The sequence below is a fragment of the Rhizobium sp. P38BS-XIX genome (assembly GCF_012641435.1).
GTDB lineage: Bacteria > Pseudomonadota > Alphaproteobacteria > Rhizobiales > Rhizobiaceae > Rhizobium.
This window is the reverse complement of the sequence record NZ_JABAIJ010000001.1, coordinates 199,346-223,999: the sequence shown is the minus strand read 5'-3', so window position 1 is coordinate 223,999 and position 24,654 is coordinate 199,346. Positions and strand designations below refer to the sequence as shown.

Here is a 24,654-nt window from a genome sequence, read left to right as displayed (position 1 = left end):
CTGCACAATAGGCCTTCGCGACTTAAGGAAAGAATAAAGAGAGAACCCGCCGCTCGGCCGAAAAGGCGGCAAAATCCCGTTTTGGCGCAGAAAGCGGCACCTTTGTTTTTTGTGGTTAACAGCGGGTAAGCAACGGATTTTATTTAGATTTCCGCCGCGCGTTAACTTTTGTAGAAAGATGAAACCTCGCAAAGCCCTGCATATCAACAGGATCGGACGAGACATGCTTAACAGCAATCGCTACAATTTGAGCTAAATCCGCGGCGAATTCGGAAAGATAAAATTTGAATCAAATTTGCCGAAAATGCCGCGAAGTTTTGAAAAGCGATGTTGTCCTCTGCCGGATAGGTTTCAAGCCACATCGGACGGGTCAGTCCGAATCGGCAAACGAGCCGAACGTCAGAGAGGATGGGCAAGGAAATGTGGTTTCTTATTAGAGCGGGGTTCTGGTTCTCACTGGTTCTCATGTTCCTGCCGATATTTGCAAAGCCCGACGGCAATCCCCGTCCGGCAGGCGAACCCGCGGTTCAAGTGTCCGACGCCATCTCCGCAGCCTCAGGCGTCGTTCAATATGTCGGCGCCATGTGCAGCGAGAAGCCGGAAGTCTGCACGAAAGGCGGGGAAACACTGACCGCCCTTGGATATCAGGTCAGCGATGGTGCACGGGTTGCCTATGACATGCTCGGCCATCACTTCAAGGATCAGGCTTCCAACGCCTCCGTCGCCACCGCGACCCTGCACGCCTCCGGCGAGCAGATCGCAGCGACAACACAGCCGATGCCGGCGAAACGCATCATGAATACGGAAACGGCCGACGCGGTCGTCACCGGAACCGTGAAGCTGCCGTCTTTCATACCTCTGCCGATGCCGCGCCCGCGGACCTGACACTGATCGAACTTGCCCTCCACTTACGCCGCGAGCAAACCTGCTCTGCGGCGTTCTTTTTTGTTGCGGGTTCAAATCCGTCAGGCTTTCGCCTATATCCAGAGACAATGGATAATCTGGACGGATACAATGACTGCGCTTGAAAAGATCATCGACGACTTTTCCTTTCTGGACGAATGGGAGGATCGCTATCGTTATGTGATCGAACTTGGCAAGGCGCTCCCCGATCTGCCCGAGGACAAGCGGACTTTGGAAAACAAGGTGCAGGGCTGCGCAAGCCAGGTCTGGCTCGTCACGCATGTCTCCGGTGACCCGGACAATCCGATACTGACATTCGAAGGTGATTCAGACGCTCATATCGTGCGCGGGCTGGTGGCGATCGTGCTTGCCACCTATTCCGGCAAGCCAGCCTTCGAAATCGCCACGCTCGACGCAATCGACATCTTCGGCAAGATCGGACTGGTCGAGCATCTTTCATCGCAGCGCGCCAATGGATTGCGCTCGATGGTCAAACGCATCCGTGAGGAAGCCAGCATACGAGCTGCCGCTTGAGGAAGTCGAAGAAGCCTTGCTGCCAACCGCGTCAGGTGCATGTGGAGAGATGTATAAATTCTCCCCTTCTTCCCCTATGATAGCTTCAATTGGCTAACTGCGCAGAATTCTCGAAATATTTCTATAGATTAAAAAACAAAACCCGGCTCGAGAGCCGGGTTTTTTATTTGAGAATTTCTTGAAGCTCTCAGCGGCCGCCACGCTTGCGGCGCTGGCCGAGGCCCATTTCCTTCGCGAGCCTGGAGCGCGCTTCTGCATAAGCCGGCGCAACCATCGGATAATCGGCAGCCAGATCCCACTTCTCGCGATATTCTTCGGGCGAGAGACCATGGTGGGTCATCAGATGGCGCTTCAGAGACTTGAAGCTGCCACCGCATTCCAAGCAAGTGATCTGGTCATCCTGGACCGACTTACGGACGGATACGGCCGGCTTCTGCTTTTCAACCACGGTAACGGCAGGGGCCGGAACAGAGGTGTTGCTCAAGGCGGAATGTACGTCGGAAATCAAATTCGGAAGGTCGCTGACCGGTACGACATGGTTGCTGACATAGGCCGCGACGATATCGGCCGTCAGTTCAACCAGTAATTCCTGCCCATTGCCAAGGGCCGTATCTGACATTTCGTTCTCCTGTTCATCGGCTTGCTTGCTGCGCCGCGCCTCAAGAGAGCGCGTCAGGCACAACGTTGCTGAAAGATCCGCGCACAGCCTAGAAATCGGTTGATCCCCAAGTCCCGTAACGCCGGGCAAGCCGCAAAAGCGTATTGCCCGCATTCGTAGCAGCGACCAGCAAAAGAACGGTGCATAACGCCATATTTCTTATCGCGCGAAATCCACCCCTAGACTTCGCGCAACGAAAGCCGCCCTCTTACTGTCTGATGTCAGGATTAGCGACCATCAAAATGATCTCCAATCGTTAACCGCAGGAAAGTTTTTCTCAGCTTTTCCCCAAGAAAGTTAAAAGCATTGAGAGCTTAAACCCGGCTGAGACTAACTCAACATCAGAACTCTACTTGAATCTGAATTAGCACTCTTTACCCAAATGTCCAGTTTTTAATCCAAACATTTCTTTGCAAAAAATTCATCTACTAAAAAATAGATAACTAAAGAGACGAACCACTATTGCTTCTTCGACAATCTTTGCGTTTATTGACGCCTTTTCCGATACTCGCGTTTCGCGATCTGCTCCTGCAACCGCAATTCATCCCGTACGGACGGCTCGGTCAGATGGTGTCCGGCCTTGTGGGATGCGCGCGCCAGGAGATGCGCTGCGATCGGCGCCGTCAGCACGAAAAAAACAAAGCCGGCCAAGGCTCTCGCCAATATCGACATGTCCTGCGAATGAATACCGACCGCTAGTAGCAAAAGACCGGAGCCGACGGTTCCTGCCTTCGAGGCGGCATGCATGCGGCTATAGAGATCCGGCAAACGCACGACCCCGATGGCGGCGATGAGCGAGAACAGAGCCCCCGCCAGAAGGATGAAAGCCACGACGATTGCCCAAAGCAAATCCATCTACCGCCCTCCCTTCGCTCGTTTGTTATTCTTGCGACTCTTCTTTTGCGATGATTCGTTTCTTTCATCGCCTGGAGATTGTTGCATCGGATCAGGCTCGGCCTGTGCCAGAACGAAGCGCGCAAAGGCGACGGTGGCCAGGAATCCGACGAGCCCGAGCGAAATAGCAATATCGATATAGAGCGTGAAGCCAGTCTTGATGGCGATGACCGCGATGAAACCGATCACGATCGCAACCAGCATGTCGAGCGCCAGGATGCGATCCGGCAAAGTCGGCCCGGCCACGACGCGATAAACGGTCAGCAGAAAAGCAAGGCTGAGAATGCCGAGTGCGACCAGGGCTGCAGCCGAAACGACAGAGGCGGCCATCATCGAAAGGCCTCCATGATCCGGCGCTCGAAGCCATTAGCGATGCTGTGCCGGATCGCATCCGGATCCGAGCAATCGAGCGCATGCACATATAGCGTCTTGCGGTCGTCGGAGACATCGACCGACAGAGTACCGGGGGTCAGGGTAATCAGATTGGCGAGGAGAGCGATTTCGAAATCGCGATCCACCGCCAAGGGGAAAGCAAAGATGCCGGGTTTCACGTCCATTTTCGGACTCATGACGGCGACCGAGACGGCCCATGCCGATTTGACGAGCTCGGATAGAAACAGCGTCAACAAAGCAACGATGCGACGAACTCGGCCGAGATAAAGCACGCCGCCATAAGAGGATCGGACGATGGCGAGCGCGATTGCGGCAAGAACGAAGCCGAAAACCAGATTGATAAAGGATGCGCTGCCCGTGATGGCGACCCAGACGATGGCAAGCATCAGGTTGAAGACAAAGAGGATCATTGCGCCGCTCCTGCCTGCAGCGGGAAGACGGAATGGATATAGGCCGAGGGTTGTTCCAGGCCGACTGCGGCAAGCTGAGTGAGTTGAAGAAGTCTTTCGGGGAAGAGGCCGAAGACGACAACCAATGCGGTGAGCGTCAGCAACGGGAAAGCCGCCTGCCATCGGATCGGCTCGGGATCGATAGTGGCACCCTCCGCAGCTGGTCGCCAAAAGGCCAAAAGAAAAACGCGTCCGAATGCAATGGTGGTCAGAAAGCCTGTGAGCAGGATCGCGCCGGCAAGCCATCCCGCTCCGCTGGCGAGCGCGGCCTTGACCAACACGACCTTGGGCCAGAAGCCGGAGAATGGCGGCAGACCGCTGATGGCGAAAAACAGCACCAGGGAAAGGCCGGCGAACCAGCCGCTGTGGCGATAAAGGCCACCGAGCGTGCCGAGCGAAAAGCTGCCACCAAGCCGGGCAATCTGTCCCGCTGCCAAATACAGCGCGGTCATCAACACCATCGAGTGCAGCGCGTAAAAGATGGCGCCGCCAAGACCTGCGACATTCCCGAGCGCGACGCCCGCCAGCATCGTACCGATACCGGAGATGACGATATAGCCCAGCAGACGGCGGATGTCGTTCGACCCGAGCGCACCCAACACGCCGGCAAGCATAGTGGCTATCGCGATGACGCCGATCAGCCAACCGAGATCGGCTCGCTCCACAGGGAGCAACATGACCAGAACGCGGATGAGCGCATAGATCCCCACCTTCGTCAGCAGGCCGGCGAACAGCGCCGAAACTGTGATGCGGGGCGTGTGGTACGAGGCCGGCAGCCAAAAATTGACGGGGAAGGCCGCGGCCTTCATCCCGAATGCCAGCAGGAACAGGCCGGCGAGTGTCGCCAACGGCGCCGTGCTATCCGCGGCTCTCGCCTTGACGGCGATATCGGCCATGTTGAGCGTGCCGAAGATGGCATAGAGATAGCCGACGCAGACAAGAAAGAGCGTGGTGGCGATGAGATTAAGCACGGCATATTTCAGTGCGCCGTCGATCTGCTCTCGTTCCGAGCCAAGGACGAGCAGGCCGAAGGACGAAATCAGCAGCACCTCGAACCAGACGTAGAGGTTGAAGACGTCACCCGTGAGGAAAGCGCCGCTGACGCCGGCAAGAAGCAGCATCAGGAACGGAAAAAAGCCATAGCGGCGGCCGCTGATGCCGATCTCCCCAAGCGCATAGATGCCGGCAGCCAATGCGGCGATTGCAGCCGTCAACGCCATGGCCGCACCGAGAAGATCGACACTGAAAGCAATGCCAAAGGGCGGCAGCCAGCGGCCCATGACCATCGTCACCGCTCCTTCGCGCAAAACCTTGCAAAGCAGAGCCACGTCGACCAGCACAAGCAGAACGAGACCGGGAATGGCGATCCAGGCCTGCCATTCCGTACGATTGCGCAGCATCAGCAATATGGCACCCAGACCGATGCATAGTGCCACCGGCAGGATAACCAGCCAGTGTCCAAACGACACCGGTGCCGACACCAGTGCAGCGGACAGATCGACGGAGGTTTCGGTTGGCCCGGCCATAAGGTCAGTATCCCAAAGGCGGCAGCGGCCGCTCGTCCGGTTCGGCCACGCGCATCTCGCCGGTGTTGTCCGTCTTGAGGTCCTGATAGGCCCGATAGGTCAAAACCAACAGAAAGGCGAGAAACGAAAACGAGATGACGATCGCTGTCAGGATGAGCGCTTGCGGCAGCGGGTTTGCGGCGGACAGATCGAGCGCGGTCGCACCCTTTGGAATGATGGGCGGGACTTCGCGGGTTATACGACCGGCGGTGAAAAGCAAGAGGTTGACGGCGTTCCCGAGGATCGCGATACCAAGCATGATGCGGATCGAGAATTTCGAGAGCATCAGGTAGATCGCGGCGGCAAAGAAAAGGCCGACAAGGACGGCAAATACGGCTTCCATCAATCCACCTCCCTTTCTTCGAGCGCCAGCGCGATCGAGGTGATGGCGCCCACGACGACCAGATAGACACCGATATCGAAAAGCATCACGGTGGACAGCGCAACCTCGACGCCGAACAGATGGGGATAGACCCAGAGCCCCGTCATGAACGGCACCCCGGCGAAAACCGACATGAACCCGGCAACGGTGGATGCCAGCAGACCGAAACCCGCAATCGCCAGCGGATGGAAGACGATGGCCCTTCGAACCGCCGTCACACCGCAGGCAATGCCGTAGATCGCGAGCGCCGAGGCCGCGACCAGGCCGCCTATGAAGCCGCCGCCTGGCTCATTATGGCCGCGCAGCAGGACAAACACGGAAAAAAGCAACATGAGAGCCGTCAGAAAAGGCGCGGCCGTGCGGAAGATCAACGTGTTCATCGGCGGTCCCCTTCCATCGTTTCCTCAAGATCGGGATCGTTGGCGGCAAGTTTGCGCTCGCCACCCGCCCGGATGCGGATCAGCGCCAGAATGGCGAGGCCGGTCATCGCAACAACGGCGATTTCGCCAAGCGTGTCTGTGCCGCGAAAATCGACGATGATGACATTCACCACGTTGTCGCCATGCGCGATCAGCTTCGAATATTGGTTGAAAAAGGCCGTCAGCGTGAGGTCGAAAGGAGCCTGGGTTGCCTTCAACAGAAGGAGAGCGAAGCCGAGACCACAGGCGATAGCCAGTGCGGCATGCGCTACCATTTTCAGCGGCGGCCGCCGATCGGAGGGCGACAGTCGCAGGCGCGTCATCACCAGGGCCAGGATCACGACGGAGAGGGTCTCGACCATGAACTGGGTAAAGGAGAGATCGGGGGCGCCGAACAAAAGAAAGATGACGGCGACCGCAAAACCCTGAATGCCGAGCGATACGATCGCCGTCAGCCTGTTATCCGCGAGAATGACGGCCGCCAGACCGATGATGGCGATCAGGAAGATGGCCGCCTCGTGCCATTGCAGGCTTGGCCACCGAGGCAGTGCCGGCAGTTCACCGTGGATAGCGAGAGGAAGCAGCAACATGGCGGTGATGCAGAGGAACGTCACCGCAATATAGATTTCCAGCCGACCCGGCTGCAGGATGCGCGAAAGGCCGTGCGATATCCGTACAAGACCTGAGATAACGCTATCGAAACCGCGATCCGGTCCTGATCCAATCCGTCTTAGAATGTCCGACATCATCGAACGGGCGCGATCGAGCCGCCAGTAGACGAGAATGCCGATCAGCACTGTGATGACAGATAAGATCAGCGGCAAACCGATATGCGGGACGAGCGAGACCGCGACATGCAACTCCTTGCCGCCGACGGCGCTGGCCATCGGCGATGAAACGTAAGCATGCCACACGCCGGAGAAGAGCGCGGCGGCCACGCCGAGCAGAGCCAGCAGGGCTGGTCCGAGCCATAGCAGCGGCGGCGGCTCATGCGGAAGGCGCGGCGTTTCGGGTCTCGGTCCGATGAAGGGCCTCAGCGCTACCGCGAAAGCAATGGCGAACATCAAAGCATTGCCGATCACCACGATCGCGGTCAGCAGGATCGCTCCGATGGAGGCCTGCGCCAGCGACGCGTAAATTTCCTCTTTGGCAAGAAAACCGAAGGCCGGCGGAAGGCCCCCCATGGAGATGGCGGCGATCAATGCGGCAGCAAATGTAAGCGGCATAGCCGAGCGCAAGCCACCCAGCCGCGTGATGTCACGCGTTCCCGTCTCATGATCGACGATACCGGCGACCATGAACAGCGCGCCTTTGAACAGGGAGTGAGCCACCAGATAGAGGATTGCCGCCTCGATCGCATAATCCGTGCCGAAGCCGGTCAGCAATACCAGCAGTCCGAGAGACGACACCGTCGTATAGGCAAGCTTCAGCTTCAGATCGGTCTGAGCTATCGCCAGCAAGGTTCCGACGAGAAGCGTCGTAGCACCGAAAGCGGTCAGGATGGTGTGCCAGGCAAACGTATCCCCCATCACCGGATTGAGCCGCATCAGCAAATAGACACCGGCCTTCACCATGGTCGCGGAATGCAGATAGGCCGATACGGGTGTTGGCGCTTCCATCGCATTCGGCAGCCAGAAGTGAACGGGAAACTGCGCCGATTTCGTGAAGGCACCGCCGATAACGAGAACCAGCGCAACGAGATAGAGCGGGCTGGATCGCAGGGTATCACCGGTCTTCAGCAGATCGGACATGGCGCCCATGCCGGTGATCTGCCCGATCAGCAGCAGCCCCGCCAACAGCAGGAGCCCTCCGCCACCGGTCACGACCAGAGCCTGCAGAGCCGCCCGACGAGAGGCCTCGCGCTGATGGTCGAAACCGATCAGCAGGAAGGAGGTGATCGATGTCAGCTCCCAGAAAACGAACAGCGTGAGAAAGCTGTCGGCAACCACGAGGCCGAGCATCGAGCCCATGAACAAAAAGATGAAGGAGAAGAAGCGCCCGAGATCCGCATGCCCCTTCAAATAACCGCCGGCATAAAGAACAATCAGCGTGCCTATGCCGGTGATCAGCAACGCGAAGGTCAGCGACAGCCCATCCAATAGCCATGAGAAGCGGACACCCAGGCTCGGAACCCAATCGAAACCACCCCGGATGGCCTGTCCCGCAGCGATCCCAGGCAGAAACCCGGCAAAACGCAGAAAAGCGAGCATTGGAAGGACCGCCAAGGGCCACGCCGCATTGTGTCCAAGCCTGCGAACGATAACGGGCGCGATCAACGCGCCTAAAAAAGGCAGAAATAGAGCCAGGAATGTCAGGCCTTCAACACCGGCCATGCCTTCTCCCTGTTGAACGTCCACGCGGAATCCGACGCAGCCGGAACTATGTTTCAGGGATAGGCGAAAGCATAAACCGCCTCAAGTACAACAGGGCAAAAACCGAAACCAAACCACCGAAATCGGCGCCACGCACATCCGGAGTCCCAATATTTGGCATCCTGCGGCTCGAAAACGCGCCGGACGGGCCGAATGAGTTGACAATCTCGCATGGCTCGCAATGAAGATGTAATGAATTTGCGCTATTTTTCACTCACTTCCAGAATCGCTATGGAATTTTCGCTGAAAAATGCGCTATTCTTGACCGGTTTGCAGATCCCGCCTCCCGGAAACCGCAATGCTCGCGCGCTTGATCGCCCTACTGCTTCTTTGCCCGACCTCTGCACTTGCTGCGGATTGGTGGTCCTACGACAATGCCGGCCTAGGCTATGCGATCGAGCTGCCACCGGAGTTCCATCTTTCGGACCCTTCCAACGATACCGATCGTCTCTCGCTTTCGCCCGCGGATCGGTCGGCTGTGCTGCAGGTTTTCGGCACTGCGATCGGCAACGGCGACTTTACGACAGAGGCGAATGGACGCGTTGCGCTCGCCAAGGATCAAGGCTGGAAGATTTCCTATTCCAAGTCGAACTCGCGCGGCATCAGCTTTTCCGGCACGAAGCAAGGACGCATCGTCTATGTGCGCGGTGTCGCGCTTTGCAATGGCGGCGCTGCGTTCTTCCAGATGGATTACTCCAAGACGGACATGCAGCGCTATGACGCCATCGTGATGCGTCTGGCGCGCAGCCTGCGATCGACCAGGAAATGCACGCCGACGGCGCAGGTGATCAAAAGTTTTCCGGTGACAGGCTGAAACAGGTCAGCACCGCCGAGTAATGTACGGCGGCGGCGGCAACCACGAAGGCATGCCAGATCGCATTCTGGAAGCGCAACTTCTCCCAGACATGGAAGACGACCCCCAGCGAATAGATCACCCCGCCGATGACGATGAGCATCATCGAGGCCGAGGGAATATAGGTCGAAACCGGCTTGGCCACCACAATGCCGCTCCAGCCCATGGCCAGATAGAGCAAGATCGCCACTTTGTCGTAGCGTCCCGGGAACAGGCATTTCAAGACGATGCCGAAAGCTGCGAAAACCCAGACTGCAATGAGCATTGCAAAGAGCAGCGGATCTTGCGCCCCGCGCTCGAGAAACGGCGTGTAGGTGGCGGCGATCAATACATAGATGAAGGAGTGATCGAAGCGACGCAGGAACCACTTCGTCCGCGAGACCGGCCATAGATTATAGGTGAAGGACATCCCGAGCGTCAGGACGAGACCAACGCCATAGATCCAGGCGGCGGCGATTTCACCGTGCGAACTCCAGACCGTGGCGTAGAAGATCAGCACCGTCGCGCCGATCAACGCAAGAATGACGCCGACGCCGTTCACTATGCTGTCGGCGATGACCTCATATCGGTCGTAGGCCCAGCGGATGCCCTTGTATTCGGCCATCGGTACACGCGTTCCAGATCTCATCATGGCGCGATCCTTGCACCTCGACGAGGTGGGCGCAACCGCATCAAACGCGCATTTTGATCAATCTTCGTGACCGGCATCGCCCAGTTCGTCAACGCCAAGCGAACGCTCAATCCGCAATTTCTAGCCTTTTGTGAACAATCGAAATCCGCCATATAGTCATTCAAGTACAGCGAGCAGAGGATATCGAAGAGGCATATCAGCCGGCGAGAGACGTCCGCTCGCCACCGATGGCTCCAGTGCCATCCAAGCCGGTTGCCTTTTTCAAGACCATCGAGGTTGGAACTGACCCCATGACCGAAATTACCCCTTCCTACGCACTGACACGCCCTGCCTATGTCGGCCAATCGCATCTCGTGGTCACCGACCTATCCCGGGTTTCCCGCTTCTATCAGGATATGCTTGGCCTCAAGCTTATCGAGAAGACCGCGAGCGGCGAAGTCCTCGGCGTCTCTGGTCAGCCTCTGCTGACGCTGACGACCGATCGCGCCGCAGAGCGCGCGCCGCAAACCGCAGCGGGGTTGTTTCACACCGCCTTTCTGATGCCGAGCCGGGTTGAGCTTGCTCGCTGGCTGCGTCACGCCGCGCATAACAATGTCGCGCTTGAAGGCGCTTCAGACCACATCGTCAGCGAGGCGATCTATCTTTCCGACCCTGAAGGCAACGGCATCGAGATCTACGCCGATCGGCCGCATGAGGAATGGACGTTTCATAGCGACGGCACCGTAGAGATGGCAACGCTCCGGCTTGACCTGCAGAAGCTTTATGAAAGCGCCCCGCAGGACCGCTGGGACGGCATGGCCGACGGCTCGGCCATTGGTCATATCCATCTGCAGGTGGGCGATGTCGCCGAAGCCAACGCCTTCTATCGCGACGTGCTCGGCATGAAGGTCATGGCGGCGCGCTATCCCGGCGCAACCTTCCTTGCAACCGGCGGCTACCACCATCATCTCGGCGCCAATACCTGGAACAGCCGCGGTGCCGGCGTGCGCTCGCAGCATATGACGGGCCTTTCCGATTATACCCTGCGTTTCAACGACAAGGCTTCGCTGGACAAGGCGATCTCCGCTCTCGACCAGCATGAAATCAAGACCGAAAAGCGCGATGGCGGCGTATCGTTGCGCGATCCCTGGGGCATCGGGCTCAATCTGGTCGCCTGATCCACATCATCGAATATGTTTTCCATGAGCCCGTTGCGGAACCGCAGCGGGCTTTTCGCGTTTGAGTGGCGAGGCGATCAAGCCTTCGGGGGTTGGTGGTCATGACATTAGACAAGGTAGCTGGAAAGCTGGCGGCCAGTGCAGCGATTGGCGAGATGGGTTCGAGGGCCGGACACGGCATATCGTACCCAAACGGCGAGGAGCCCGACGCCTCCTTGCCGACAAGCCATTCCGGCAGGAGCAAGCTCGATATGACTGCCTCCTGGGCTGTCATCGGGATCTTCCTGATCCTGGCGCTGACCGGCGTCTACATGCTGCAGCTCATTCTTGTTCCGGTGACTTTGGCAGTGGTCGTCGGCATGATCCTGGGGCTGGCGGCGGAAAAATTGACCAAGCTCGGGGTGCCCCGCATCCTGAATGCCGTCCTTCTGTCATCAGCGGTGGCATTGGCGATCTTTCTTGTCATCAACGCGCTTGCAGGCCCGCTTGCCAAGCTCGCTCTGGAAGCTCCTGATTTCTTCCAGCGGACCTCGGATAAGCTGATGCCATATCTGGACCGGTTCAAATGGCTGCATATTTCGCCAGAGACCCTTCAGAGCGGCCCCATGTCCATCAGCACGCTTCTGGAAAACAGCGGCAATGTCCTGCATGTCGTTTCAAGCAGCCTGACGCCAGCGATCGTTCAGATTCTGATCTTCTTCGCCGCCTTGCTGCTGTTCCTGGCCGGCCGGGTGAGCCTGCGCAAGACAATCATCATGACCTTCTCCAGCAGAGCTGCGAGATTGACGGCGATCCGCATCATCAACGCGATCGAGCAAGTGCTGGGTTATTATTTCGCCACGGCATCGCTGATCTATGCCGGCATCGGCGTCGCCATGACGATCATTGCCTATGTAGGCGGCATGAGCGTGCCGGTTCTCTGGGGCGTATTCGCGTTCGTCTCCAGCTTCATTCCGTTTCTCGGCGTCACCACCATGACGATCGCGCTCGCCATTGCCGGTATCATCACCCATTCGGACATCATTTTGGGCCTTGCGCCGGCCGTTGTATTCTTCGCCGTGCATATGGCGGTCGAAAACCTCGTCTTTCCGGCCGTTATGGGCCGTCAGTGGGAGCTCAACCCCTTTGTCGTTTTCTTCGCCATCATCTTCTGGACATGGATGTGGGGTGCCGTCGGCGCGATGCTTGCGCTGCCGCTGTCGCTGATCATGATGACCGTCATCAACGAGCTCTTCATCGAGGAAAAGACGCAGCCGCAATTGCCGGGCTGATCGATGCCCGGCCGCAGGTCAGTTGGTCGTACCGTCGTCGCCTTTTTCAGGAATGTCCTGAAGACGAACGAACTGCACACCCTTCGCCTTCAGCGCAAGAATGCTGGCGGCGACACCCTCGCCGGCAGCATGGGTCGGCTGGTTGATGTGGGAGATGATGACGTCACCGTCCTTGGCAGAGGCATACTGCTTTTCCACCATCTTCGCCGGCAGCAAAGAGCCGCTGTCGCCGTTCACCGAATAACCGGCAATGCGATAGCCCATGCTGCGGATCTGCATGATCGCCGTCGGACTGTATTTCGCCGTCGCGCCCCGGAACCAGCGCGGCTGCGGAATACCGGCCGTCAGCATCGCGTCCGCGCCGCCCTTGACCTCCTGCGCCACGGCCTGCGGCGAGCCGGCCGCGGCAATGCCATAGACCTTGGTAGGCACGTCGACGGCCGGAATATGGTTCTGCCCGTGATTTTCCAGCTCGAAGAGATCGGGATGGGCGAGAAAGACCGCAAGAGAATCCGGATTGGTCCGCAACCAACGAGCTGTTACGAAGATCGTCGCGGGAATACGTTGCTCCACAAGCGTGCTGAGAATGCGCGGATCGGTCTTGCCCATGCAGGCGTCGAAGGTCAGCGCAATGCGCGGCGCGCCCTTCCCCGCCCGATCGACATGCAGATGCGGCTCGACCAGCTTGATGTTGCTGACGGCTGCCTTCGGCGGCAGTTGCGGCCAGCCGGCAGGCTGCTGTGGCGCCTGTGCAGTTTGCGCAGCCTGAACGGCCGAAACCGCAGCGACGATAAAGGCGGACGTGAGCAAGAAACGGTTCATCGGGCAGCCTTCGAAATATTTTCCTTGAACGCTCGCATCTTCCGGCAACACGCCGGAAATATGGCAAACTGGCGGCAACCCGCCTAATTCGCATCACAAATGCGCCGAGCGAACAAAGCGCAAGGCCTCCACTCCAACTTCGCGGCGCACATGCTACGATTGATATGAAGCTGCCGTAGTACTATCTCAGTATTTTTATGCGCGCCTGAAGAGAGACATGTATGAGCCGCGATCCCTATGAAGTTCTGGGCGTCAAACGCGACGCTCCGTCGAAGGATATCCAAAGCGCCTATCGCAAGCTTGCCAAGAAGCTGCACCCCGACCTGAACCCCGGCGACAAGACGGCTGAGGACAGGTTCAAGGAGGTTTCGGCCGCCTATGGCATTGTCGGCGACGAGGAAAAACGCGCGCGCTTCGACCGTGGCGAGATCGACAGCAGCGGCGCGGAACAGGCGCCACGCAACTATTATCGCGATTATGCCGCCGGCGAAGGCCAACGCGGCCGCTATCAGAACGCCGGCGGTTTTGCCGATTTCGGCGATGCGGACGACATTTTCTCCAATTTCTTCTCACGGCGCACCCGAGGCCAATCGCAAATGCAGGGTCAAGATCGTCATTATACGATGGAGGTAGACTTCCTCGACGCCATCAACGGCGTGAAGAAGCAGATCAGCCTGCCTGATGGACCGGCCCTCGACGTCCAGATACCGCCAGGCACGCGTGACGGCCAGACTTTGCGCCTCAAAGGCAAGGGAGACCCCGGGTTCGGCGGCGGCGCCCACGGCGATGCACTGATAGCGGTGCATGTGGGCACGCATCGGTTTTATACCCGCGATGGCGACGACATCCGGATGGAACTGCCGATTTCGCTGACGGAAGCGGTGCTCGGCGGCAAGATAAGAGTTCCAACCCCATCCGGCGCCGTCACCGTCACGCTGCAGCCGAACACCAACACCGGCAAGGTGCTGCGCCTGAAAGGCAAGGGCGCGCCTGTGCGCGGCAAGGAAAACGGCGATGCCTATGTATCCCTGAAGATCGTGCTGCCAGATACGCCGGACCCGGAACTGACGCGGTTCGTCTCCGAATGGGAGGCAGGCAAGGCACAAGATCCCAGAAAAGCCATGGGAGAATAAGCGATGGACGAGAGAGAGTTTCGACTGCACCTCGAAATCGAAACCACCGTGCTGGAAGTCTGGATATCAGAAGGCTGGCTGGTGCCTGAGGAGACCGCCCAAGGCCGCAGCTTCCGCGAGGCAGATATCGCACGCGGCCAGCTTATCCTCGACCTCCACAACGCCATGGGCGTTAATGAGCCGGGTGTCGACGTCGTCATGGACCTCGTCGACCAGCTTCACAGCCTCAGGGCAACTCTTCGCGATTTGACGGACGCCGTACGCCAGCAGCCGTCGCATGTGCAGGAGCTGATCCTGTCGGAACTCAATCGCGTCGACTTTCAGAAGCGACGCTAGCGCCTCATGAAGCCTTTACGGCTCAGTCGTAGAGATAATGCTTCTGCCAGGCATCGCGCGGCACCTTGTCGCCGATCTGGTAGCTGAGATCCCGGACATGGATGTGCTGCGGGCCGGTGACGCAGTTATACGAGAGGTGATACCAGTCACCCTTGCTGCGGAAAACGGCGCCCGGCGCGTTCATCGAATCGGGATTCATGGCCGGATCCCCGAACGCATAGGCGATCACCTTGTCCGGCCTGAAACCTGTCTTGTCCGTGCCGATCCGCTTCATGGCCTCGACATCGCAGGCCTGCTCCATTCGTTCTGACGGGTCGAGCTTCTCCAGCTGCTTCTTGATGGCCGGATCGACGGCATAGGCGGAGGTCGCGATGGAAGCCAATGGAATAAGGATGGCAACGAGTTTCAGCATAAAGACCGGTCCCTTGCATTGTTCTGAATTGAGCGCGTCTGTACCATCAGGGAAGGCAGTTCGACTGCCTTTATGTCGACGCAGTGTATGCCGACTTCCGTAACAAATGTGGTCTCATCAAGGCAGGGTCATAAAAGGCTCTTCCCGCAAGCTGCCTGTCCGATCGAGACTAATCCCGGCGACTTGCATGAAACTTGAGGGCATACTTAGCTATTGAACCGCCGTCGCCCGCCCTCTATTTCTCTCTTCTCTTCGCATCCGACTTTCATTCCAGAGAAAGCGCTTCCGTGTCAGTTTTCAAGAACCTTTCCACACCGCCCGCTGCCCCGAAAAAGCCCGTTACGGATACCCGGCACGGCATTACCCGCAGCGACGACTATGCCTGGCTGCGTGCCGATAACTGGCAGGCGATGTTCAAGGATCCATCGATCCTGGCGCCGGAAATCCGCGCACATCTGGATGCCGAAAACACCTACATGAACGCGGCCATGGCCGACACGAAGGACCTCCAGAAGGCGCTCTTCACCGAGATGAAGGGCCGCATCAAGGAAGACGACAGCTCGGTGCCGGTCAAGGACGGCCCTTATGCCTATGGCACGCTGTTCGTCACGGGCGGAGAGCAGCCGCACTATTTTCGCGAGGCCCGCGACGGCAGCGGTCGCAAGCTGCTTCTCAACGGCGACAAGGAGAATGAAGGCAAGTCCTACTTCCGTCTGTCCGGCCTCGATCACACGACCGATCACAGCCATGGCATCTGGGGCTACGACGACAAGGGCTCCGAATATTTCACGCTGAAGGTCCGCAACCTCGAAACGGGCGAGGATCTTGCCGACGTCGTCGAGAACACCGGCGGCGGCGGGGTCTGGGCGCCCGATGGCAAGAGCTTCTTCTACACGCTGCAGGACGAGAACCATCGTCCGTCGAAAATCTTCCATCACCTCATCGGCACCCCGCAGTCTGAAGACCGTCTTGTGTACGAGGAAGAGGATCCGGGCTTCTTCATGAGCGTCGGCGGCTCGCTGCTCGACGATTATATCTTCATCGATATCCACGATCACGAAACCAGCGAATACCGCATCATCCCGACCGCCGATCTGACCGCCAAGCCAAAGCTGGTGGCGGCACGCGAGACTGGGATCGAATATGAGATCACGGAAGGCGGCGATGTCTTCTACATCCTCACCAATGACGGCGACGCCAAGGATTTCAAGATCATGGAGACGCCGGCCGACAAGCCGGGCAAGGAAAACTGGCGCGAAATCGTCGCGCACAAGCCTGGCACGCTGCTCCTCAACCACATGGCCTATGCCCGTCATCTCATCTGGCTGGAACGCAAGGATGGCCTGCCGCGCATCGTCATCCGTGATCGCCGCAGCGGCGAGGAGCATTCGATCGCCTTTGAGGAAGAAGCCTATTCGCTCGGCCTGCAGGGCGCTGCGGAATACGACACGGATGTCATCCGCTTCTCCTACTCGTCGATGACGACGCCGAGCCAGCTTTACGACTACAACATGGTGACGCGCGAACGCACCTTGCTGAAGACCCAGGAAGTACCCTCCGGCCATAACCCCGCCGATTACGTGACCCGTCGCGTCTTTGCGCCGGCATGGGACGGCGAACAGGTGCCGGTGACGCTGCTCTATCGCAAGGACACGCCGCTCGACGGCTCCGCACCCTGCCTGCTCTATGGCTACGGCGCTTACGGCATCGCCATTCCGGCCGGCTTCAACACCAATTGCCTGTCGTTGGCGGACCGTGGCTTCGTCTACGCCATCGCCCATATCCGCGGCGGCAAGGACAAGGGCTTTGCCTGGTACGAAGACGGCAAGATGGAGAAGAAGACCAATACCTTCAAGGACTTCATCGCGGCAGCCGACTATCTGAATCAGGAGAAGTTCACCTCTTACGCGAACATCATCGCCGAGGGCGGGTCGGCCGGCGGCATGCTGATGGGGGCCGTGGCCAACATGGCGCCGGAAAAATTCGCCGGCATCATCGCTGCCGTACCTTTCGTCGACGTGCTCAACACCATGCTTGACGACACCCTGCCACTGACGCCGCCGGAATGGCCCGAATGGGGCAACCCCATCGACAGCAAGGAAGAATACGAGCAGATTGCCGCCTACAGCCCCTATGACAATGTCGGCGAAAAGGCCTACCCGCCGATCCTGGCGCTCGGCGGCCTTACCGACCCGCGCGTCACCTATTGGGAGCCCGCAAAGTGGGTCGCCAAGCTGCGCGACAGCACAACGGGCGATGCGCCGATCCTGCTGAAGACGAATATGGATGCCGGCCATGGCGGCGCCTCCGGCCGCTTCCAGCGCCTGGAGGAAGTGGCGTTTGAATATTCCTTCGCCATCAAGGTCGCGGGCAAGATGTAACCCAGCCTCGGGAGAACGCGGATGAACGTCTTTGTTGCCTTGCTGCGTGCCGTCAACGTCGGCGGCACCGGCACGTTACCGATGGCGGATCTGAAGTCTCTCTGCGAAGGCGCAGGCTTTCGGGATGTGAAGACCTATATTCAGAGCGGAAACGTGCTTTTTCGCTCTGATGACAACGAGGCAAAAGTTCACGCTCATCTGGAAAAGGCGCTGACGGAGAGGATGGGTAAATCGCCCGGCGTGATCCTGCGCAGCCGAAAGGCCTTGGAAGCCGCCGCGGAAGGCTCGCCCTTTCCCCACGCCAAGCCGAACTACCTGCTGGTGACCTTCCTGCCGGAAGCCGCCCCGGCGGATGCTCTCGACAAGCTCGTCGCCCCCGGCGGTGAGGAAGTCCATATCGCCGGCAAGGAAATCTACGTGCACTATCCCGATGGCTCGGGGCGCTCCAAGCTGAAGCTGCCGGCGCTGAAGGCGGGAACATCGAGAAATCTCAACACGGTGAAGAAGCTCGCTGAGATGGCGCGTGAGATGGAGGAAAGTTAAGGGCGCGGCGGCTATCGCGACGCTACATGCCACGGAGGATTGATACGATTTGATCCCGCAAAATAAAGGATGACGCGATTTCCTCCCGGATCGAAAAGTTCTGCCTCGCGCCAAAGCCAACTTTTATCGGCCGGCCCACTTACGAAGGCGATCTTTGCGGTCTTCAAGCCTTCGACGACCTCGTCCAGATTGTCACACTCGAAATAGACGGTCGTGCCACCGCCACCTGCTTCGCCTCGGTGTAAAGAGAACGTGCTGTCTCCGTCCGGACAGACGAAACGGGCATATCGTGGGCGCGCATCGACTACGGGCTTAAGACCAAGTGCGCAGTAAAAGCTCCAGCCTGCATCGAGATCTGGCATCGTTACAGTCACTTGATTCAAGCGCATGTTAACTTTCCTCCAAGTCCCTCTGCATCCTACAGGGCGAGCCGCCGCATTAAATAATCGCCTTGCGCCTCTCCTCTGGCAACCCTACGTTAGATGCATGAGCTCAGATTTTCACGACGATACCGCGCTTCAGGCGCCACCGATCGCATTCGACAACAGCTATGCGCGCCTGCCGCCGCAGTTCTTTGCCGAGCAGGCGCCGACACCTGTTTCCGCGCCGAAGCTGATCAAGTTCAACGAGGTGCTGGCGCGCGAGCTGGGGCTCGACGTCGACGCTTTGAGGCTCGATGCAGCTGCAATCTTTTCCGGAAACGAACTCTTGCCCGGTTCGCAACCGCTCGCCATGGCCTATGCCGGTCATCAGTTCGGCAATTTCGTGCCGCAGCTGGGTGACGGCCGTGCCATTCTTCTCGGCGAGGTGAAGGACCGCAACGGCAGACGCCGCGACATTCAGCTCAAAGGGCCAGGCCCGACGCCGTTTTCGCGCCGCGGCGACGGGCGTGCGGCGCTCGGTCCGGTGATGCGTGAGTATATCGTCAGCGAGGCGATGTACGCGCTTGGCATCCCGACGACGCGGGCGCTTGCGGCTGTAACGACGGGCCAACCCGTCTATCGCGAAGAGGTGCTCCCGGGCGCCGTCTTCACGCGGGTGGCGGCAAGCCACATTCGCGTCGGCACATTCCAGTTCTTTGCCGCACGCGGCGATACCGAGAGCTTGAAGGTGTTGGCCGATCATGTCATCGCCCGGCATTATCCGGAGATCAGGGATCGAGCCAACCCCTACCTCTCCCTTCTGGAAGCGGTTGCTGACCGGCAGGCTTCGCTGATTGCACGCTGGCTACATGTCGGCTTCATCCACGGCGTGATGAACACCGACAACATGACCGTTTCCGGCGAGACGATCGATTTCGGGCCCTGCGCCTTCATGGATGCCTACGATCCAGCAACGGTCTTCTCGTCGATCGACCGCAACGGCCGCTATGCCTATGCCAACCAGCCGGGCATTGGCCAATGGAATCTCGCGCGCCTCGGCGAGACGCTTATTCCGCTCATCGATCCATCCGCCGACACGGCCATCGATCTCGCGAACACCATCATCAAAGCCTATGGCGAACGCTTCCAGGCCTATTGGCTGGCCGGCATGCGCGCCAAGATCGGTCTTGCGAGCGAGGAGGACGGCGACCTCGATCTGATCCAGTCACTGCTGGCGATCATGCAGCAGCAGAGCGCCGATTTCACGCTCGTCTTCCGCCGTCTTGCTTCACTCGCTGCAGACGAAGACGTCTCGGATTTTGCCGCCAGCTTCCAGGAGGCGCAATCTGTCACGCCTTGGCTTGAACGCTGGCGCGAGCGGCTTGTCCGCGACCCGCAAACGCCGGCGGCGCGTGCGGTCGCCATGCGACGGGTCAATCCTGCCTTCATCCCGCGCAATCACCGTATCGAACAGGCGATCCAGGCCGCCGTCGATGATAGCGATTTCTCGCTGTTTGAGGCGCTGCTTGAGGTTCTGGCCAGACCATACGAGGATCAGCCTGCCTTTGCGCCCTATGCTGAGCCACCCCTGCCGACGGAACGCGTGCTGCAAACCTTCTGCGGGACGTGATGACGTCGAGAACATAAGCCCCGGACAGGGTTGAAGAGTCATCGTCCCATCAACCTATAGGGAGATTGCGACGATGAAAGTGCACCACAGCACCCAGAATTATTTCAGCGCACCGATCCGCAGCAAGCAGGATGCCAGCGCCGACGACAGCACGCCATTCAGTCTGCCCGGCGGCAGCGGCAACAGCGGCGGCCAACAGGACGATTCGCAGGGGCCTTCGATTGCATCGAGCGGCGTTCCTTCCTCGATTTCCTCCGGTCTCTGGCTCAGCCAGGTTGCCGCAGCGTCATCAGACGGCAGCACGGGCGATGATGATTCGTCTACGGCAAGCGCCAGCGCTTCGACTGCATCGAGCAAGAAGTCCAACCAGGATATTCTCGACGAATTTTCCAAATGGGCGAATATGACGCCTGCCCAGAAGATCAGGGCGCAATATCTGGAATCGCACGGCCTGACCGAAGAGTCCTTCCGGGCGCTTTCCGCCGACGACCAGAAGGCGATCAACGATCAGATTGCCGAACAGATCAAGCAGAAGCTCGGCGTTGGAAACATCGACGCCAACGGCAACGACAAGCAGACCGACAGCGCTGCTTCGGCTTTGTCGCTCGCCTGACGAAACTACTATATTGCATGAAGACGATACGATCCTGATTCACATCTCGATCGTATCGTTTTGTTTTGTCTCAGCTCTTCATCGTTACTGGCCAACCATGCCAACGACGATCTTGCCGACTTCGGCAAAGATCGCTTCGACATCCTTTGCGGACGCCGTTGCCTCTGCAACGAAGGTCGTCACCAGGATCGGGCCGCGATCCGGCGGCCAGATGACGGCGATATCGGCATAAGAACCATTGTTTCCGGTCCCGGTCTTGTCGCCGACCTTCCATTCCTTTGTCAGGCCGGCGCGCAGGCGGTTGTTGCCCGTGGTGTTGGCAACAAGCCAGTTGATCAGCTGATCCTTCGAGGTCTCCGACAGCGTGTTGCCGAGCGTCAGAAGGCCAATGCTGTCAAGCATCGCGTCCGGGGTGGTCGTATCGCGCGGATCGTCCTTCACCGCCTGGTTCACATCGGGCTCGTTGCGGTCGAGACGGGTTTCCGTGTCGCCGGTCGTACGCAGCCATGCTGTCAACGCAGCCGGGCCACCAAAGCTTTCGAGCAGCAGGTTGCCGGCGGTGTTGTCGCTGAGGGTGATCGCCGCGCTGCACAGCTCGGCCACGGTCATGCCGTCGGCATCTGCGTGCTTCTCCGTTGCCGGCGAATAGGTGACGACCTTGTCCTTGCCATAGGTAACGCGGCGGTCGAGCTTTTCCGTGCCCTGATCGACGCGCGCCAGCACGAAGCCGGCGGCGAGCGCCTTGTAGGTGCTGCAAAGCGGAAAACGCTCCTCCTCGCGGTGGCCGAGAGAGATGTTGGTTTCGGTATCGAGCACGGACACGCCGAGCCGGCCGCCGGTCTTCTTCTCGAGGTCCGCAAGCTGCTTGTCGACATCGTCAGTCAGTTGCGAGTTGCCTTGAGCCCCGCCATCGCTGTCCATTCCCTGACTATCGGCGTCTGGCGCCGGGGTACTATCCGTTGCGGGCGGCGTCTGCGCCGGCGCAGCGCTGTCCTGGGCAAAAAGAGCGCCAGGCCCGAGCGTCAGAGCGGGAACGAGCAATGCCGAGCCCGCCATGAGGCGGCGGCGGGTGAGCAATGTGGGCATATGAGGGGCCTCCAGCAGAATCGGGCAGATTTCGGGCTATGCGAGGAATATGGCAAGCCTCTGACCTCCCCGATTGCTAGCGGATTTTATGCGGCCTTGTCGACGGTAACTTCGACAGTCACGTGCGAAAGCTCGTGGATCTCCGCAAGCCGCGCCTTGTAGAAGGACGGATCGCGCGACACTGGCGTTGCGACGGCAACGATCGCGGCATGATGTCCGGGACCGACCTGCCAGACGTGAAGATCGGTGATGCGATCTTCCTCCGTTTCGATCGCCTCGCGGATTTCCTCCGGCAAGTCTTCGCCCTTCGGAATGAAATCGAGGAGCACCGCGCCCGACACGCGCAGCAGGCTCCAGGCCCATTGCAGGATCACCAGACCGCCGACGATGCCCATGACCGGATCGAGGAAGGTCCAGCCGAAACGGCTGCCGAGCAGCAAGGCGGCGATGGCGAGAACCGATGTCATTGCGTCGGCGATCACATGAACATAGACCGAGCGGAGATTGTTATCCCTGCTGCCGCTCTTGCTTTGATCTTCGCCATAGTCGTGATCTTCATCGTGAGCATGATGATGATCATGCTGATTGGCGTGATCGTGGCTGTGAGTGTGGCCCGCGTGGCCATGATGGTGGTGGCTGTGATCATCGCGTAGCAGCCATGCACTGGCAAGGTTGACGAGAAGACCGAGCACCGCGATGGCAATGGCTTCACGGAAATTGATCGCGACCGGATCCACGAGCCGCAAGATGCTTTCCCAGCCCATGATCAGCGCGATCAAAGCCAGAATGATGGCGCTTGCGAAGCCTGCGAGATCACCGAGCTTGCCGGTGCCGAAGGTGAAGCGCGCATTGTGCGCATGGCGGCGTGCGTAGAGATAGGCGAGCGCCGAAATCAGCATGGCGCTGGCATGCGTCGACATATGCCAGCCATCCGCCACGAGTGCCATCGAGCCATAGACCGTGCCCGCGCCGATCTCGATCACCATCATGACGGCGGTCAGCGCGATGACGAGCCAGATGCGCCGCTCGTTGCGCTGGTGATCGGAGCCCAGAAACACATGGCTGTGGCCCATTTCGGAGGAAATACTCATCACATCGCTCTCCTGTTAAATCCTGTCCCGCCGTTCTCTCCGCCGTGCCCTGGTCATCGCAGATAGGTCTTCAGCACATCGGCGATTTCATCGACCGCTTGACGGCGGCCTTCTTCGCTTTCGGCATGGAGAATATGCTCATGCAAATGATCTTCGAGCACCTCTCCGGTCAGCCCCGTCAATGCGCCACGAATGGAAGCGAGGAGCTGCAGGATTTCTCCACACGGTCTCTCGGCCTCGAGTGCCCGCTCCACAGCCTCCATCTGGCCTTTGAGCCGGCGGACGCGGGAGAGGAGTTTGGCTTGCTGGCGAATGGTGTGGGACATCGTGGCCTCAAAAAATAATATAGGGGGGTATACTATTGTCGACTGCGGATGGGAAGCGGTCTTTTGATGCGGAAACATCTCGCATCAAGGCTTGTTGGAATGCGTCATGTCGCCCATCGGGTTCCCGTGACCTTGCAATTTCTACAGACAAACGCATATATTTCTCTAGAGACTAGAGCTTTTGAGGATTATGCGATGCTGACGATCGGCGATCTATCCAAGCGGACCGGTGTAAAAGTGCCGACGATCCGTTATTATGAACAGATGGGCCTGATCTCGGAGCCGGAACGCAGCGAAGGCAACCAGCGGCGCTATTCCAAGGCCGACCAGGAGCGCCTTGCCTTCATCCGTCACGGCCGCGACCTCGGACTGACCATCGACGCCATCAAGGAACTGATCTCGCTCAGCCAGCATCCCGACCGCCCCTGCGTCGGCGCCGACCGCATCGCCAGGGAACATCTGGACGATGTGCGCGGCAAGATCGCGCAGCTGAAGCGACTGGAGCACGAGCTGGAGCGCATCGTCTCGCATTGCGACGGACACAGCATCGAAGACTGCTATGTGATCCGTGCGCTTTCCGACCATGGGCTATGCGAACACGAGCACTAGACCATGATGCCGAAAAGTGTAGGCGGGTTTCGAACGACATCATGCTCTACTTATTTGATTCCAGAGACGGATCATTTTCGCTCGAACAGACCTAAAATCATCCGTCTATAAGGCCCCATTGACAAATGCGCGGAACCGGATCATTGATGCGCCCATGATCACGAACGCGCTCCACAATTGCTCGTATTTTTGGCTGTACCTGTAAGGGGCGGCCAAGACAGATCATATGTCAACAAGCCGCCGTCAGGCGGCTTTGTTGTATCGGCAGCGTCCTGACGGCTTACTCGAAAACAAGGACGCAGAATGCCATGCTAGACGACAGCGAAATCTCACTCCTACGGCCGCCTGTGCTGACAATCCGCAGCGCGCAGCAGCGCGATCTGCCCGAGTTGAACGACATGATCCGGCTGCTAGCCGCCCATCATGGCGATCCTTCCGACACGACGCCCGAGCAGCTTGAGCGCGATCTCTTCGGCCCGATCCCCTGGATCACCGCGCTGGTTGCCGAAGGCGAACATGGACTACTCGGCTACGCCATCCTCGTGCCGCTCTACAAGGCGCAGGAAGGCCAGCGCGGCATGGACCTGCACCATCTCTTCGTGCGTGACGGCCATCGTGGTCATGGCGTCGGACAGCATCTCGTCGACCGCGCCCGGGATATTGCCCGCAAGGCCGGCTGCAGCTACCTTTCCGTGGGAGCTGCGACTGGGAACTTTCAGGCTCACCGCTTCTACGAAAACATGGACTTCAAGCCGCGTCCGGTCACCGGCATGCGCTATCTGCAGGCCCTTGCCTGATGCCGGCCTTTAACAGGATCGTCGTCGAAAAC

28 protein-coding genes are annotated in these 24,654 nt (G+C 59.0%); 13 read left to right on the top strand and 15 right to left on the bottom strand.

Going from position 1 to position 24,654, the window contains the following annotated elements; translation table 11 throughout:
- The first annotated feature begins 420 nt into the window (after nt 1–420).
- Both HGP17_RS01110 and HGP17_RS01105 read left to right on the top strand, forming a co-directional pair.
- Nucleotides 421–885, top strand: coding sequence for a DUF5330 domain-containing protein (locus HGP17_RS01110; protein ID WP_168805165.1), 465 nt, complete (start codon nt 421–423; stop codon nt 883–885).
- 129 nt (nt 886–1,014) lie between these two features.
- A complete protein-coding gene (locus HGP17_RS01105; RefSeq protein WP_168805163.1) occupies nt 1,015–1,437 on the top strand; it encodes a SufE family protein in 423 nt (140 codons plus the stop codon).
- Between the two features lie 187 nt (nt 1,438–1,624).
- Here HGP17_RS01105 and HGP17_RS01100 read toward each other — a convergent pair whose 3' ends face one another.
- The 8 genes from HGP17_RS01100 to HGP17_RS01065 all read right to left on the bottom strand — a co-directional run bounded on the left by HGP17_RS01100 (nt 1,625) and on the right by HGP17_RS01065 (nt 8,530).
- The gene (locus HGP17_RS01100) at nt 1,625–2,056 is read right to left on the bottom strand and encodes a MucR family transcriptional regulator (RefSeq protein WP_168805161.1); all 432 of its coding nucleotides are present in this window, start codon (nt 2,054–2,056) and stop codon (nt 1,625–1,627) included.
- A 525-nt stretch (nt 2,057–2,581) separates the two neighbouring features.
- Nucleotides 2,582–2,950, bottom strand: a complete 369-nt coding sequence (gene mnhG / locus HGP17_RS01095; protein WP_168805159.1) for a monovalent cation/H(+) antiporter subunit G — start codon at nt 2,948–2,950, stop codon at nt 2,582–2,584.
- Complete coding sequence (locus tag HGP17_RS01090; RefSeq protein WP_168805157.1) at nt 2,951–3,322, bottom strand: cation:proton antiporter; 372 nt, start codon at nt 3,320–3,322, stop codon at nt 2,951–2,953.
- Nucleotides 3,319–3,792 (bottom strand): Na+/H+ antiporter subunit E, encoded by a 474-nt coding sequence (locus HGP17_RS01085; RefSeq protein ID WP_168805155.1) that lies wholly within the window; start codon nt 3,790–3,792, stop codon nt 3,319–3,321. Before HGP17_RS01085 ends, HGP17_RS01090 begins: the two co-directional genes overlap by 4 nt.
- Complete coding sequence (locus HGP17_RS01080) at nt 3,789–5,357, bottom strand: Na+/H+ antiporter subunit D (RefSeq protein WP_168805153.1); 1,569 nt, start codon at nt 5,355–5,357, stop codon at nt 3,789–3,791. Before HGP17_RS01080 ends, HGP17_RS01085 begins: the two co-directional genes overlap by 4 nt.
- A 4-nt stretch (nt 5,358–5,361) precedes the next feature.
- Nucleotides 5,362–5,739 (bottom strand): Na+/H+ antiporter subunit C, encoded by a 378-nt coding sequence (locus tag HGP17_RS01075; RefSeq protein WP_168805151.1) that lies wholly within the window; start codon nt 5,737–5,739, stop codon nt 5,362–5,364.
- Nucleotides 5,739–6,158, bottom strand: coding sequence for a Na+/H+ antiporter subunit B (locus tag HGP17_RS01070; protein ID WP_168805149.1), 420 nt, complete (start codon nt 6,156–6,158; stop codon nt 5,739–5,741). The genes HGP17_RS01075 and HGP17_RS01070 overlap by 1 nt, the downstream gene beginning before the upstream one ends.
- Entirely contained in the window at nt 6,155–8,530 is a 2,376-nt protein-coding gene (locus HGP17_RS01065) for a putative monovalent cation/H+ antiporter subunit A (RefSeq protein ID WP_168805147.1), read from the bottom strand. Before HGP17_RS01065 ends, HGP17_RS01070 begins: the two co-directional genes overlap by 4 nt.
- Before the next feature lie 337 nt (nt 8,531–8,867).
- Here HGP17_RS01065 and HGP17_RS01060 point away from each other — a divergent pair, with 337 nt between their 5' ends.
- A complete protein-coding gene (locus HGP17_RS01060) occupies nt 8,868–9,383 on the top strand; it encodes a hypothetical protein (RefSeq protein WP_168805145.1) in 516 nt (171 codons plus the stop codon).
- Here HGP17_RS01060 and HGP17_RS01055 read toward each other — a convergent pair.
- Entirely contained in the window at nt 9,358–10,026 is a 669-nt protein-coding gene (locus tag HGP17_RS01055) for a hemolysin III family protein (RefSeq protein WP_168808022.1), read from the bottom strand. The two genes, HGP17_RS01060 and HGP17_RS01055, sit on opposite strands and share 26 nt — an antisense overlap.
- Nucleotides 10,027–10,343: 317 nt before the next feature.
- Between HGP17_RS01055 and HGP17_RS01050 the strand changes: the two genes are divergently transcribed.
- Both HGP17_RS01050 and HGP17_RS01045 read left to right on the top strand, forming a co-directional pair.
- Nucleotides 10,344–11,210 (top strand): VOC family protein, encoded by an 867-nt coding sequence (locus HGP17_RS01050; RefSeq protein ID WP_168805143.1) that lies wholly within the window; start codon nt 10,344–10,346, stop codon nt 11,208–11,210.
- Between the two features lie 101 nt (nt 11,211–11,311).
- Nucleotides 11,312–12,481 (top strand): AI-2E family transporter, encoded by a 1,170-nt coding sequence (locus HGP17_RS01045; RefSeq protein ID WP_246703938.1) that lies wholly within the window; start codon nt 11,312–11,314, stop codon nt 12,479–12,481.
- Nucleotides 12,482–12,499: 18 nt separating this feature from the next.
- Here HGP17_RS01045 and HGP17_RS01040 read toward each other — a convergent pair whose 3' ends face one another.
- Nucleotides 12,500–13,303, bottom strand: a complete 804-nt coding sequence (locus tag HGP17_RS01040; RefSeq protein WP_168805141.1) for a polysaccharide deacetylase family protein — start codon at nt 13,301–13,303, stop codon at nt 12,500–12,502.
- A gap of 221 nt (nt 13,304–13,524) precedes the next feature.
- On the opposite strand from HGP17_RS01040, the gene HGP17_RS01035 reads away from it, so the two are divergent.
- On the top strand, nt 13,525–14,436 hold the full coding sequence (locus HGP17_RS01035; RefSeq protein ID WP_168805139.1) for a DnaJ C-terminal domain-containing protein: 912 nt from the start codon (nt 13,525–13,527) through the stop codon (nt 14,434–14,436).
- A gap of 3 nt (nt 14,437–14,439) precedes the next feature.
- The gene (locus HGP17_RS01030) at nt 14,440–14,772 is read left to right on the top strand and encodes a chaperone modulator CbpM (RefSeq protein WP_168805137.1); all 333 of its coding nucleotides are present in this window, start codon (nt 14,440–14,442) and stop codon (nt 14,770–14,772) included.
- A gap of 22 nt (nt 14,773–14,794) precedes the next feature.
- Here HGP17_RS01030 and HGP17_RS01025 read toward each other — a convergent pair whose 3' ends face one another.
- Entirely contained in the window at nt 14,795–15,184 is a 390-nt protein-coding gene (locus tag HGP17_RS01025; RefSeq protein WP_168805135.1) for a DUF930 domain-containing protein, read from the bottom strand.
- A 287-nt stretch (nt 15,185–15,471) separates the two neighbouring features.
- On the opposite strand from HGP17_RS01025, the gene HGP17_RS01020 reads away from it, so the two are divergent.
- Nucleotides 15,472–17,565, top strand: coding sequence for a S9 family peptidase (locus HGP17_RS01020; RefSeq protein WP_168805133.1), 2,094 nt, complete (start codon nt 15,472–15,474; stop codon nt 17,563–17,565).
- A gap of 21 nt (nt 17,566–17,586) precedes the next feature.
- Entirely contained in the window at nt 17,587–18,108 is a 522-nt protein-coding gene (locus tag HGP17_RS01015; RefSeq protein WP_168805131.1) for a DUF1697 domain-containing protein, read from the top strand.
- 11 nt (nt 18,109–18,119) lie between these two features.
- Here the strand turns inward: HGP17_RS01015 and HGP17_RS01010 are convergent, their stop codons facing one another.
- The gene (locus HGP17_RS01010; RefSeq protein WP_168805129.1) at nt 18,120–18,497 is read right to left on the bottom strand and encodes a VOC family protein; all 378 of its coding nucleotides are present in this window, start codon (nt 18,495–18,497) and stop codon (nt 18,120–18,122) included.
- Nucleotides 18,498–18,594: 97 nt separating this feature from the next.
- Here HGP17_RS01010 and HGP17_RS01005 point away from each other — a divergent pair, with 97 nt between their 5' ends.
- Nucleotides 18,595–20,100: a protein adenylyltransferase SelO gene (locus HGP17_RS01005; protein ID WP_168805127.1), complete on the top strand. Its 1,506-nt coding sequence runs from the start codon at nt 18,595–18,597 to the stop codon at nt 20,098–20,100.
- Between the two features lie 73 nt (nt 20,101–20,173).
- On the top strand, nt 20,174–20,713 hold the full coding sequence (locus tag HGP17_RS01000; RefSeq protein ID WP_168805125.1) for a hypothetical protein: 540 nt from the start codon (nt 20,174–20,176) through the stop codon (nt 20,711–20,713).
- Between the two features lie 84 nt (nt 20,714–20,797).
- On the opposite strand, the gene bla is transcribed toward HGP17_RS01000, so the two are convergent.
- The 3 genes from bla to dmeR form a co-directional block, all read right to left on the bottom strand.
- The gene (bla, locus tag HGP17_RS00995) at nt 20,798–21,799 is read right to left on the bottom strand and encodes a class A beta-lactamase (protein ID WP_168805123.1); all 1,002 of its coding nucleotides are present in this window, start codon (nt 21,797–21,799) and stop codon (nt 20,798–20,800) included.
- 86 nt (nt 21,800–21,885) lie between these two features.
- Nucleotides 21,886–22,890, bottom strand: coding sequence for a CDF family Co(II)/Ni(II) efflux transporter DmeF (gene dmeF, locus HGP17_RS00990; protein ID WP_168805120.1), 1,005 nt, complete (start codon nt 22,888–22,890; stop codon nt 21,886–21,888).
- Between the two features lie 53 nt (nt 22,891–22,943).
- The gene (gene dmeR, locus HGP17_RS00985; protein WP_168805118.1) at nt 22,944–23,216 is read right to left on the bottom strand and encodes a Ni(II)/Co(II)-sensing transcriptional repressor DmeR; all 273 of its coding nucleotides are present in this window, start codon (nt 23,214–23,216) and stop codon (nt 22,944–22,946) included.
- Nucleotides 23,217–23,411: 195 nt separating this feature from the next.
- Here dmeR and HGP17_RS00980 point away from each other — a divergent pair, with 195 nt between their 5' ends.
- Entirely contained in the window at nt 23,412–23,825 is a 414-nt protein-coding gene (locus HGP17_RS00980; RefSeq protein ID WP_168805116.1) for a helix-turn-helix domain-containing protein, read from the top strand.
- Nucleotides 23,826–24,133: 308 nt separating this feature from the next.
- On the top strand, nt 24,134–24,622 hold the full coding sequence (locus HGP17_RS00975) for a GNAT family N-acetyltransferase (RefSeq protein WP_168805114.1): 489 nt from the start codon (nt 24,134–24,136) through the stop codon (nt 24,620–24,622).
- Nucleotides 24,623–24,654 lie beyond the last annotated feature (32 nt).